9 protein-coding genes are annotated in these 12,337 nt (G+C 69.5%); 7 read left to right on the forward strand and 2 right to left on the reverse strand.

Features of this window, described 5'->3' with window-relative positions; all coding sequences use genetic code 11:
- Nucleotides 1-4: 4 nt before the first annotated feature.
- Nucleotides 5-1,447: a CCA tRNA nucleotidyltransferase gene (locus ACFY6U_RS32440; RefSeq protein ID WP_390043892.1), complete on the reverse strand. Its 1,443-nt coding sequence runs from the start codon at nucleotides 1,445-1,447 to the stop codon at nucleotides 5-7.
- Nucleotides 1,448-1,732: 285 nt separating this feature from the next.
- On the opposite strand from ACFY6U_RS32440, the gene ACFY6U_RS32445 reads away from it, so the two are divergent.
- From ACFY6U_RS32445 to trxA, 7 genes are all read left to right on the forward strand, one after another.
- Nucleotides 1,733-4,168: a DUF6049 family protein gene (locus tag ACFY6U_RS32445; protein WP_390043894.1), complete on the forward strand. Its 2,436-nt coding sequence runs from the start codon at nucleotides 1,733-1,735 to the stop codon at nucleotides 4,166-4,168.
- A 46-nt stretch (nucleotides 4,169-4,214) separates the two neighbouring features.
- Nucleotides 4,215-6,536 (forward strand): murein biosynthesis integral membrane protein MurJ, encoded by a 2,322-nt coding sequence (gene murJ, locus ACFY6U_RS32450; protein WP_390043895.1) that lies wholly within the window; start codon nucleotides 4,215-4,217, stop codon nucleotides 6,534-6,536.
- 118 nt (nucleotides 6,537-6,654) lie between these two features.
- Complete coding sequence (locus ACFY6U_RS32455) at nucleotides 6,655-8,379, forward strand: protein kinase family protein (RefSeq protein ID WP_390043897.1); 1,725 nt, start codon at nucleotides 6,655-6,657, stop codon at nucleotides 8,377-8,379.
- 35 nt (nucleotides 8,380-8,414) lie between these two features.
- Complete coding sequence (gene sigM, locus ACFY6U_RS32460) at nucleotides 8,415-9,158, forward strand: RNA polymerase sigma factor SigM (protein WP_390043899.1); 744 nt, start codon at nucleotides 8,415-8,417, stop codon at nucleotides 9,156-9,158.
- Nucleotides 9,155-10,048 (forward strand): anti-sigma factor family protein, encoded by an 894-nt coding sequence (locus ACFY6U_RS32465; RefSeq protein WP_390043901.1) that lies wholly within the window; start codon nucleotides 9,155-9,157, stop codon nucleotides 10,046-10,048. Before sigM ends, ACFY6U_RS32465 begins: the two co-directional genes overlap by 4 nt.
- 195 nt (nucleotides 10,049-10,243) lie before the next feature.
- Nucleotides 10,244-11,212, forward strand: coding sequence for a thioredoxin-disulfide reductase (gene trxB / locus ACFY6U_RS32470; RefSeq protein ID WP_390043903.1), 969 nt, complete (start codon nucleotides 10,244-10,246; stop codon nucleotides 11,210-11,212).
- A 46-nt stretch (nucleotides 11,213-11,258) separates the two neighbouring features.
- Nucleotides 11,259-11,591, forward strand: coding sequence for a thioredoxin (gene trxA, locus ACFY6U_RS32475; RefSeq protein ID WP_089100462.1), 333 nt, complete (start codon nucleotides 11,259-11,261; stop codon nucleotides 11,589-11,591).
- Nucleotides 11,592-11,643: 52 nt separating this feature from the next.
- Here trxA and ACFY6U_RS32480 read toward each other — a convergent pair whose 3' ends face one another.
- Entirely contained in the window at nucleotides 11,644-12,261 is a 618-nt protein-coding gene (locus ACFY6U_RS32480) for a GNAT family N-acetyltransferase (RefSeq protein WP_351491824.1), read from the reverse strand.
- Nucleotides 12,262-12,337: the final 76 nt, after the last annotated feature.

Below are 12,337 nucleotides of genomic sequence, written 5' to 3' on the forward strand. Positions count from 1 at the left end.
GCTCTCAGCCCTGCTCGGCCCACCACTCCTTGAGTGCGGTCACCGCTGCGTCGTGCCCCATCGGCCCGTTCTCCAGCCGAAGCTCCAGCATGTGCTTGTAGGCCTTGCCGACCTCCGGGCCGGGGCGGATACCCAGGATCTCCATGATCTGGTTGCCGTCGAGGTCCGGGCGGATCGCATCGAGCTCCTCCTTCTCCTGGAGTTCGGCGATGCGCTGCTCCAAGCCGTCGTAGGCACGGGAGAGCGCCGCGGCCCTGCGCTTGTTGCGAGTGGTGCAGTCGGACCGGGTGAGCTTGTGTAGACGGTCCAGCAGCGGGCCCGCATCACGGACGTAGCGGCGGACCGCCGAGTCCGTCCACTCCCCGGTGCCGTAGCCGTGGAAGCGCAGGTGGAGTTCGACCAGCTGCGAGACGTCCTTCACCAGTTCGTTGGAGTACTTCAACGCCGTCATGCGCTTCTTGGTCATCTTCGCTCCGACCACCTCGTGGTGGTGGAACGAGACCCTGCCGTCGTCCTCGAAGCGGCGGGTGCGCGGCTTGCCGATGTCGTGCAGCAGAGCGGCGAGCCGGAGGGTGAGGTCGGGACCGTTGTCCTCCAGCGCCATGGCCTGTTCCAGGACGATCAGCGTGTGGTCGTAGACGTCCTTGTGCCGGTGGTGCTCGTCACTCTCCAGACGCAGAGCGGGCAGCTCGGGCAGGACATGCTCGGCTAGGCCGGTGTCGACGAGCAGGGTCAGCCCCTTGCGGGGGTGAGCCGAGAGGATCAGCTTGTTCAGCTCGTCCCGGACCCGCTCGGCCGAGACGATCTCCAGGCGGCCGGCCATGTCCTTCATCGCCGCGACGACCTCGGAAGCCACCTCGAAGTCGAGCTGCGCGGCGAAGCGGGCGGCCCGCATCATCCGCAATGGGTCGTCCGAGAAGGAGTCCTCGGGCGTCCCCGGGGTGCGCAGCACACGCAGTGCGAGATCTTCGAGACCGCCGTGAGGGTCGATGAAGTCCTTCTCCGGCAGCGCCACCGCCATCGCGTTGACCGTGAAGTCGCGACGGACGAGGTCCTCCTCGATGGAGTCCCCGTACGACACCTCGGGCTTGCGCGAGGTGCGGTCGTAGGCCTCGGAGCGGTAGGTGGTGACCTCGATCTGGTAGCCCTGCTTCTGCGCGCCCACCGTGCCGAAGGCGATCCCGACCTCCCAGACGGCGTCCGCCCAGGGCCGGACGATCTTCAATACGTCCTCGGGGCGAGCGTCGGTCGTGAAGTCCAGGTCGTTGCCGAGCCGGCCCAGCAGCGCGTCCCGAACCGAGCCGCCGACCAGGGCAAGGGAGAACCCGGCCTCCTGGAATCGGCGGGCGAGGTCGTCGGCGACGGGCGCCACCCGCAGCAGTTCGCTCACCGCGCGCTGCTGCGCCTGGCTCAGGACAGTGGGAGTGTCTTCATTGGCGTTCGGCACAACAGAACAGAGTACGTGCCCCAGACGGTCCGAAGCGCCTCCGTATTCCGGCAGCGCCCCATGGAGAGCCCCTCTGGGCAGGGGGTGGGACATCTCACTCCGTACCCGCACAAGCACAGTTTTCGCCGCTTAACAGAGCCTCCCGACGATACTGGATATAGGGGACGCGCCGATCCGCTTTCCCGATCTTGTGAGGCAGACCGCGGCACTTCCGTTCAGCGCACCTCGTTACCATGCGTGGACGCACATTCCGACGACCACTGACGACGAGGGACGGACGAGCGCGTGGCCGAGGCGGCAGACTTCCAGGGGACGCCCTCACCTGCCCGCCGCTGGCTGCGGCGCACCGGGGCACTGCTCGCGGGTGCGCCCCTGCTGGCCGGACTGATGCAACTGCCCGCGGCGGTGCCGGCGCAGGCGGCCGGCTCGGACACCGTGTCCGTCGCCCTGGACTCGCTGAGCCCCAGCGCCCCCAACGACGGGGACACGCTGACGGTCTCCGGCACGGTGACCAACAACGGCAAGCAGGCCGTCACGGACGCGCACGTGGACCTGCGGGTGGGCTCCCTGCTCAGCACCCGCTCCGAGATCGACACGGCCGCCCGGCACTCCGAGGACCTCCAGTCGGGCCTGGGCACCGAGGTCGGCGGCAAGTACACCGAGGACTTCGACTCGCTCCCGTCGGGCGTCGCCGAGCACTTCAGCATCTCCGTGCCGGTCGACAAGCTGGACCTCGGCCAGGACGGCGTGTACCAGTTCGGCGTCTCGCTGTCCGGGAAGACCTCCGCGCAGCAGTGGGACCAGGTTCTCGGCATCCAGCGGACGTTCCTGCCGTGGCAGTCCTCCGAAGCCGACACGAAGACGAAGACGACGTATCTCTGGCCGCTGATCTCCACCGTCCACGTGACGGCGAAGACGGGCGCCGGCGAACTGCAGACGCCCGTCTTCCAGAACGACGACCTCGCCAAGGAGATCGCGCCCGGCGGCCGGCTGGCCCAGATGCTGGCGCTCGGCAAGGATCTCGATGTCACCTGGGTGATCGACCCGGATCTGCTGGCCTCCGTGGACGCGATGACGCGCAACTACCGGATCCAGGGCGCCGGCGACACCACCGCGGCCGGCACCCACCAGGCGGTGGCCAAGCAGTTCCTGGCCGACCTCCAGGAGGCGGTGGCGGACAAGGAGGTGGTGGCCCTCCCCTTCGCGGACCCGGACCTGGCCTCCCTCGCCCACAACGGCACCAGCGTGACCGGCTCGCTGAGCCACCTCAAGGACGCCACCGACGTCGCCACCATCACCGTGAAGACCGTGCTCCATGTCACACCGAGCACCGACTTCGCGTGGCCCGTGGACGGCGCCGTAGACCCCTCGATCATCAAGGTCGCCACCTCGGCGGGTGCCGACAAGGTGATCGCCCGCAGCGACAGCCTCCAGGAGACCGGCGGGCTCACCTACACGCCCTCGGCGGCGCGCCCGATCGGCGGCGGCACGACGGCGGTGGTCGCCGACGCGCGGCTGTCCACGGCGTTCGAGGGCGATCTGACGAACGCCGACTCGGCCACGCTCGCCGTGCAGCAGTTCCTCGCCCAGAGCCTCGCGCTGAACACCCAGACCGGCAAGCAGCGCAGCATCGTCGTCGCCCCGCAACGGATGCCAACCGCAAGCCAGGCCCAGGCGATGGCAACGGCGATCACCGCGCTGCAGGACAGCAACTGGTCGCAGTCGCAGGAACTCGCGGCGGCCGCCAAGGCCAAGCCCGACCCCGGCGCGACCACGAAGATCCCCTCGTCGTCCGCGTACCCCTCCGCACTGCGCAAGCAGGAGCTGCCCCGGACGGCCTTCGAGCAGATCGCCCGCACCCAGGACAAGCTCGACAACTTCCAGGTGATCCTCACCGACGAGTCCCGGGTGGTGACCCCCTTCGGGCGGGCCATAAACCGCGAGATGTCCACGTCGTGGCGGGGCCGCGGCAGCGCGGCGGACAGCTTCCGCACGAGCGTGGAGTCCTGGCTCGACGACCTCACCGGTCAGGTCAAGCTGATCGACAAGTCCGAGACCAAGCTCTCCGGCCGCAGCGCCACCATCCCGGTGACCGTCCAGAACAACCTGGTCCAGGGCGTCGACCACCTCGTGCTGCGGCTCACCTCGACCATGCCGACCCGACTGGAGATCGGCGGCAAGCCCTACTACGAGCAGCCCGTCGAGGTCTCCGGCGGCCACAGCCAGTCCGTGAAGTTCTCCACCTCGGCCAACGCCAACGGCCGGGTCGAGGTCACCGCCCAGCTGTACACCGAGGACGGCCAGGAGTACGGCGCGCCCGTCAGGTTCGACGTGAAGGTCACCGAGGTCACGCCGACGGTGATGCTGGTCATCGGCGGCGGCGTGCTGCTGCTGGTGCTCGCCGGCTTCCGTATGTACACCCAGCGCAAGCGGGCGGCCGCCCGCCGGGCCGAGGAGGGCGACGGCCCCGACGAGACGGGCGAGGACACCCCGGACGCTCCCCACGCCCCGGAGACCCCTGGCACCCCGGAGGCCGAGAACCCGGAGGACACCAAGGACGCCGACGGACCGGGGAACCCCGCTGCCCGTGGGGATCGTCTCCACGAGGAGTCCGTCGCCCGGTCCGGGGAAGACGACCCGGAGCAGCCGAGTGACCCGACACCGGACACCGCACCGGAAAGCGCCGACCCGTCCGAGACGGGTGAGAGAGTGGACCGTTGAGCGATGTCGTGGCCGGTGGGCCCGGGACGATGAGGTAGGGGTAACCATGAACGCGCCGTACGACGGTGAAAGCGGCCAGGGCGCGGCCGGTTCGGGCTACCCCGAGCCGCCGCCGGAGCCCGGCCAGGTCCCGCCGCAGCACGCGGCTGACATGTACCTCCAGGACGCCTACGACCAGGACCCCTACCGGGCACGCGACCTCTCCGCCCAGGACCCTGTCGCCGAGGCACTCTACGACCGTGCCGCGCACCCCCCGCCGGCGCCGGGCAGCTACCCGCAGCAGCCGCTGTACGGGCAGCCCGCCCAGTCGCCCTACGCCCCCGACCCGCACGTGTGGGCCCAGACCCCGGCGCCGGAGCCGGACAGGCCGAGCCAGTACCTGCCGTACGGCGACAACCCGCGCACGACCCAGTTCGTGGGCGTGGACGACCTGGTCTCGCACTCCGGTGAGGAGCACCACGAGCCGGACGCCTTCGCTCATCTCTTCCGCGACCAGCAGCAGAACGGCTACCGCGAACAGCAGCAGAGCGGCTACCGGGATCCGCAGCAGGGCGGCGGCCGGCTGCCGTCGGAGCCCCCGGCGGTTCCGGGTCCGGCGGCCGCCCCGGGAGGGCCCGCACAGGTGCCGCCGTACCAGGCACCGACGCCACCGGCTGCCCCGACGGCCGCGGTCGACCAGACCCTGAACCTCGGTGCCGTTCCCGCCGAGGCCCCGGCCCCCGTCACGGCGAAGAAGGGCGGGAAGGCCGCGGGGCTGCTCAAGTCGAGCGCCGTGATGGCGGCAGGGACGATGGTCTCCCGCCTCACCGGCTTCGTCCGCTCCGCGCTGATCGTCTCCGCGCTGGGCGTCGGCCTCCTCGGCGACACCTTCCAGGTCGCCTACCAGCTGCCGACGATGATCTACATCCTCACCGTCGGCGGCGGCCTCAACTCCGTCTTCGTGCCGCAGCTGGTGCGGGCCATGAAGGAGGACGACGACGGCGGCGAGGCCTTCGCCAACCGTCTACTGACCCTCGTCATGGTGGCGCTGGGCCTGCTCACCGCGGCCACCATCGCGGCCGCGCCCTTCCTCATCCGGCTGCTGTCCGACTCGGTCGCCAGCGACCCGGCGGCCAACGAGGTCGGCATCACCTTCGTCCGCTACTTCCTGCCCTCGATCTTCTTCATGGGCATCCACGTGGTGATGGGTCAGATCCTCAACGCCCGCGGCAAGTTCGGCGCGATGATGTGGACCCCCGTCCTCAACAACATCGTCATCATCGTCACCCTCGGCCTGTTCATCTGGGTCTACGGCACCGCCGCGCACTCCGGCATGAAGGTCACGACCATTCCGCCGGAGGGCCAGCGACTGCTCGGCCTCGGCGTGCTGCTCGGGCTCGTGGTCCAGGCCCTGGCGATGATCCCCTACCTGCGCGAGACCGGGTTCCGGCTGCGGCTGCGCTTCGACTGGCGGGGCCACGGCCTCGGCAAGGCCGCAACCCTCGCCAAGTGGACCGTGCTGTTCGTCCTCGCCAACCAGGCGGGCGCGCTCGTCGTCTCCCAGCTGTCCACCTCGGCCGGCAAGAGCTCCCCGGTCGACGGCACCGGCTTCGCCGCCTACGCCAACGCCCAGCTGATCTGGGGCCTGCCGCAGGCCATCATCACGGTCTCCCTGATGGCCGCCCTGCTGCCGCGGATCTCCCGCTCGGCCGCCGAGAACGACACGGGCGCCGTCCGCGACGACATCTCCCAGGGCCTCAGGACGACCGCCGTCGCGATCGTCCCCATCTCCTTCGGCTTCCTGGCCCTCGGCATCCCGATGTGCACCCTGATCTTCGGTTCCTCGGGCGTCAGCGAAGCCACCAACATGGGGTTCATGCTGATGGCCTTCGCCCTCGGCCTGATCCCCTACTCGGTGCAGTACGTCGTCCTGCGCGCCTTCTACGCCTACGAAGACACCCGCACCCCCTTCTACAACACGGTCATCGTCGCGGCGGTCAACGCGGGCGCCTCGGTCACCTGTTACCTGCTGCTCCCGGCCCGCTGGGCGGTGGCCGGCATGGCGGCCTCCTATGGCCTGGCCTACGCGATCGGCGTCGGGGTGGCCTGGCGGCGGCTGCGCAAGCGGCTCGGCGGCGACCTGGACGGCTCCCGGGTCACCCGCACCTACGCCAGGCTCTGCATCGCCTCCGTACCGGCCGCGCTGCTCAGTGGTGCGGCCTGCTACGGCATCGGCCACACTCTGGGGCAGGGCGTGATCGGTTCCTTCGCCGCGCTGGTGGCCGGCGGGGCGGTCCTGCTCGGCGTCTTCTACGTCGCCGCGCGCCGCATGCGCATCGAGGAGCTCAACTCCCTCGTGGGTATGGTGCGCGGGCGTCTGGGTCGTTGAGGCGGGGGTAAGCGCACAACCATCGTTCGCCGCCGCGTGTCGTGCATAGCGGGGGACTGTGGGCACAATTGGTTTCGGCGTCGTACAGCGTGCAACGGATGGGGAGGCAGGAACGACGGTGGCGGAACGGAGCACGGCTGCCGTCGACGTGGCAGACAACAGCGGTGACGAGCCGCTGACCGCCAAGGCGGACCAGTCCACGGCCGACGGGGTGGCCAAGAACCCGGAGCGGGACACGGACAGCGACGAAGCACAGGGAAACGGCATGGCCGCGGGTGCTGAGAAGCAGGCCGCACCCCCTGAACTGCACAGCGGGCACAAGCTCGCCAGACGCTACCGTCTTGAGGAGTGCGTCACCCGTCTGGACGGATTCAGCAGTTGGCGTGCGGTCGACGAGAAACTTCGCCGTGCCGTCGGCGTCCACATCCTGCCGGCCGACCATCCGCGGACCCGTGCGGTGCTGGCCGCCGCCCGCTCCGCCGCGCTGCTCGGCGACCCGCGCTTCGTGCAGGTCCTGGACGCCGTCGAGGAGAACGACCTCGTCTATGTCGTCCACGAGTGGCTGCCGGACGCCACGGAGCTGACCGCACTGCTGGCCGCCGGACCGCTGGAGCCGCACGACGCCTACCAGATGGTCAGTCAGATCGCCTCCGCCATGGCGGCCGCGCACCGCGAGGGGCTGGCCCATCTCCGCCTGAACCCGAACGCCGTGCTGCGCACCTCCACGGGGCAGTGGCGCATCCGCGGCCTCGCGGTGAACGCGGCGCTGCGCGGTATCAGTTCCGACACCCCGCAGCGCACCGACACCGAGGCGATCGGCGCCCTGCTGTACGCGGCGCTGACCCAGCGCTGGCCCTACGAGAGCGACGCCTACGGTCTGGCCGGGCTGCCCAAGGACATCGGTCTGATCGCACCCGACCAGGTGCGTGCCGGCGTCCACCGCGGCCTGTCCGAGCTCGCCATGCGGGCTCTGGTCAACGACGGCGCCACCGCTTCCCGCCACGAGTCCGCGTGCACCACGCCGGAGGAGCTGGTCAAGGCGATCGGCGAGATGCCCCGCATCCGTCCGCCGGAGCCGGCGTTCACGGCACCGCCCGAGTACCAGCGCACCACGTACCAGCAGGGCACCTACGGCCGTCCCACGCCGCCCGGCGTGACACAGCCGCTCCAGGCCCCGCCGCCACCGCTCCAGAGCCGCACCGGCAAGGCGCTGAAGTGGGCCGTCTCGGCCCTCCTCATCGCCGCCCTGGGCCTGGGCAGCTGGCAGCTCGCGGACGCCCTGATGGACCAGAGCGACAAGTCCGGCGGCGACACCACCAACACCCAGACGACGGACGACGGCGACAAGAACACCGCCAGCCCCGCGCCCGCCGCCACGATAAAGATCCAGAACGCCCAGGAGTACGTCGCCGAGGGCGAGGCCCAGCATCCGAACGACGTCAAGAAGACGTACGACGGCAGCACCTCGACCTACTGGAGGACGAACACCTTCGTGAGCGGACCGGAGCTCGCTCCGTACAAGCCGGGCGTGGGAATCGTCTACGACCTGGGGTCCGCCAAGGAACTCGCCACGGGAACCATCTCCCTTCGCTACTCTGGCGATCACACAACGGTCGCGCTGTACGCCGCCGACTCGCTGAGCCCGGGATCGATCAGCTCGATGACGCAGATCGGCAGCGTCACCACCACCGGGAACACCGCCACGGTGAAGGTCAGCAAGAAGGTGAAGAGCCAGTTCGTGCTCGTGTGGATCACCGCCGTGCCGAATTCGGGCGCGGATCCCGACGCGTACGCACAAGCCGGCTACAAGCAGGCCGTCACCGAGGTGAAGTTCACAGGCTGACGTCTCACCGGCAGCACCGAAGGCGGAGGGGGCAGATGGCGGAAGGCGCCGGATACGGCGGAGCGAGCGACCAGGAGCTGCTCGCCCGCCATGTGGAAGGCGACCCCGATGCCTTCGGTGAGATCGTGCGCCGGCACCGGGACCGGCTCTGGGCGGTCGCCCTGCGGACCCTGGGGGACCGCGAGGAGGCCGCTGACGCCGTCCAGGACGCCCTCGTATCCGCCTACAGGGCCGCCCACACCTTCCGTGGCCAGTCGGCCGTCACAACGTGGCTGCACCGGATCACGGTCAACGCCTGCCTCGACCGCGCGCGCAAGGCGGCCTCCCGCAAGACCGCCCCGGTCGACGACACCGAGCGGCTGGAGCAGCTGCTGGAGCCGCATGAATCGGCCTCCGCCCCGGCCGAGCGGAACGATCTGCACCGCCAGCTCCTGGAAGCCCTCGGCACCCTGCCCCGCGACCAGCGGGCCGCCCTCGTCCTGGTCGACATGCAGGGCTACCCGGTCGCCGAGGCGGCCCGGATCCTCGATGTGCCCACCGGGACGGTGAAGAGCCGGTGCGCTCGTGGCAGAGCCAGACTCCTGCCGCTGATCACCCATCTACGGCCGGAAAACACCGGTGACGAAAACGACCCGGCCCAGGCACGGAACCGGGCGGAGGGGACATCCGTCCCACCCGCAGCGGGGCATCAGGACGGGGGCCCGCAGGAGGACGGGGGCCCGCAGGACACCGGGCCGAGTGATTCAGCCGCAGTGAAGGGCGGAGGTGGTCGAGCGTGACTTCGACGACAGACACGACCGGGCACCCGGACGTCGCGGAGATCTCCGACCTCACCGAGGGTCTGCTCCCACCCGCCCGGACGGAGGAAGTACGACAACACCTGGACGGGTGCGGACTCTGCACCGACGTCCACACCTCGCTGGAGGAGATCCGGGGTCTGCTGGGCACACTGCCGGGCCCCCCGCGCATGCCGGCCGATGTCGCGGGCCGGATCGACGCCGCCCTCGCCGCCGAGGCTCTGCTGAACGCGACGGCGCCTGTGGCTCATGTTTCACGTGAAACATCTCCCCGCGAGACGCCGCACCCCGGGGACCGCCCTGCCGGACGGCCAAGTGCCTCCGCCGGTCCCGGCCGCAAGGACCGCGGACATAACCGCGGCCGACGCCGCCGCACGATCGTCCTCGGGACGGTCTTCACCGCCGCCGTTCTCGGCGCCGGTTCCTTCTTCCTGCAGTCTCTTGGCGGCGACGGGACCCCGACGGCTCAGAGCAAGCCGACGAACTCCGCCGGAACCTTCTCCAAGAGCACCCTTCCGGGCCAGGTGAAGGATCTCCTCGGCACGAAGCCGAGCACGCAGCGGGGCTCCCAGAAGCCCTTCAGCGTCGAGTCCCAGCCCAGCGGCCAACCGAACTCGACGCCAAGCCCGACGATCAAGCTGCAGCCCACGACAGAGGTGCCTGTGTGCGTGCGCCAGGGCATCAGCCAGACCGACCTTGTCCTCGGCGCGAAAAAAGGGACCTACGAGGGCCATGACGCCTACCTCGTCGTGCTCCCCGACTCCTCCGATGCCTCCCGGGTGACGGCATACATCGTCGACGCGTCCTGTGACAGCAAGGGGTCGGCTTCCCCCGGCAAGGTCCTCCTGACGGAGTCTCTGGCCCATCCCTGAGCGTCCCCCGGGGACGGCCTCAGAGGGGGTACGCATCGTCTCGCCCCAGCGTGGAAATCCGTACGGTGTGGGATGCCCGTGTGCCCGGACACACCGGGAATGCGCGCCCCTTAGGATCCGTTGGGTGGGGTGAGAGCTTCTGACAGAAGCTCCCACCGGTCGAATTGACGTAGACCAGAGACGAGGAATCAAGCCGTGAGCGACGTCCGTAACGTGATCATCATCGGCTCCGGGCCCGCCGGCTACACGGCGGCGCTCTACACCGCGCGCGCGTCGCTGAAGCCCCTGGTGTTCGAGGGGGCCGTCACAGCGGGCGGTGCCCTCATGAACACCACCGAGGTGGAGAACTTCCCGGGCTTCCGCGACGGCATCATGGGCCCCGAGCTCATGGACAACATGCGGGCGCAGGCCGAGCGCTTCGGCGCCGAGCTGATTCCGGACGACGTCGTCTCCGTCGACCTGACCGGTGAGATCAAGACCGTCACCGACACCGCCGGCACGGTCCACAAGGCGAAGGCCGTCATCGTCACCACCGGCTCCCAGCACCGCAAGCTCGGTCTGCCGAACGAGGACGCCCTCTCCGGACGCGGCGTCTCCTGGTGCGCCACCTGTGACGGGTTCTTCTTCAAGGACCAGGACATCGCCGTGATCGGCGGTGGCGACACCGCGATGGAGGAGGCCACCTTCCTCTCCCGGTTCGCCAAGTCCGTGACGATCGTCCACCGCCGGGACACCCTGCGCGCCTCCAAGGCGATGCAGGAGCGCGCCTTCGCCGACCCGAAGATCAAGTTCGCCTGGGACAGCGAGATCGCCGAGGTCCAGGGCGAGCAGAAGCTGGCCGGTCTGAAGCTGCGCAACGTCAAGACCGGTGAGCTCTCCGACCTGCCGGTCACCGGTCTGTTCATCGCGATCGGCCACGACCCGCGCACCGAGCTCTTCAAGGGCCAGCTGGACCTGGACGAGGAGGGCTACCTGAAGGTGGCATCGCCCTCGACGCACACCAACCTGACGGGTGTGTTCGCCGCCGGTGACGTGGTCGACCACACCTACCGCCAGGCCATCACTGCGGCCGGTACCGGCTGCTCCGCCGCTCTCGACGCCGAGCGTTTCCTCGCCGCCCTCGCGGACGAGGAGAAGGCCGAGCCCGAGAAGACCACCGTCTGACCATCCCCCTTCCGCCCCACCGCACCATCAAGTAAAGGAGCCCGCCGTGGCCGGCACCCTGAAGCATGTGACCGACGCCGACTTCGAAGAGGTCGTCCTCAAGAGCGACAAGCCCGTCCTGGTGGACTTCTGGGCCGAGTGGTGCGGTCCGTGCCGCCAGATCGCCCCGTCGCTCGAGGCGATTGCCGCCGAGCACGGCGAGAAGATCGAGATCGTCAAGCTGAACATCGACGAGAACCCGAACACGGCCGCCAAGTACGGCGTCATGTCGATCCCGACCCTGAACGTGTACCAGGGTGGCGAGGTCGCCAAGACCATCGTCGGCGCCAAGCCGAAGGCGGCGCTTGTCCGCGACCTCGAGGACTTCATCGCCGAGTGATGTTTCACGTGAAACACGAATGGGCCAACCCTCAGGGGTTGGCCTATTCGCTTTAGAGCGGCCGTAGCGCCGGTTCCTTCTGTACGGCCCCCAGAAGCCGGTCGAGCGCCAGCTCCACGTCCTCTTTCCAGGAGAGCGTCGTCCGCAGCTCCAGCCGCAGCCGGGGGTGCGAGGGGTGCTGCCGGACCGTCTTGAAGCCCACCGCCAGCAGATGCTCGGCAGGGAGCAGACAGGCGGGTTCCTTGTAGCGGGCGTCCCCGAACGCCTCGATCGCCTTGAAGCCCCGCCGCAGCAGATCCTTGGCGACCGTCTGCACCATCACACGTCCGAGCCCCTGCCCCTGATAGCCGGGCATGATGAAGCCGGTCATGAGCTGGACGGCGTCCGGTGACACCGGGCTCGTGGGGAACGCCGTGGACCGCGGGACGTAGGCGGGCGGAGCGTAGAGCACAAAGCCCACCGGTACGTCGTCGACGTAGACGACTCGGCCGCACGATCCCCAGTCGAGCAGGACGGCGGAGATCCAGGATTCCTTCTCCAGCGCGGCCGTACCCGCTCTCACCGCTGCTTCGCTGCTGACGGGGTCCAGTTCCCAGAAGACACACGAGCGACAGCGCTGGGGAAGGTCCTCAAGGTTGTCCAGCGTGAGCGGTACGAGCCGACGCCCCATGAAGGCTGTTCCTCGCTTCCTGCGCCCGCGGCGTCGCGAGCGGCTGACAGAGCGCTGCGTTCCCTGAGCAGACTGC

Source organism: Streptomyces sp. NPDC013157 (genome assembly GCF_042899865.1).
GTDB lineage: Bacteria > Actinomycetota > Actinomycetes > Streptomycetales > Streptomycetaceae > Streptomyces.

Bases quoted from the DNA above. Each gene is read 5' to 3' on its own strand.
- sigM (WP_390043899.1), top strand. From the start codon at position 8,415: ATGGCGGAAGGCGCCGGATACGGCGGAGCGAGCGACCAGGAGCTGCTC.
- ACFY6U_RS32480 (WP_351491824.1), bottom strand. From the start codon at position 12,261: ATGGGGCGTCGGCTCGTACCGCTCACGCTGGACAACCTTGAGGACCTT.
- murJ (WP_390043895.1), top strand. From the start codon at position 4,215: ATGAACGCGCCGTACGACGGTGAAAGCGGCCAGGGCGCGGCCGGTTCG.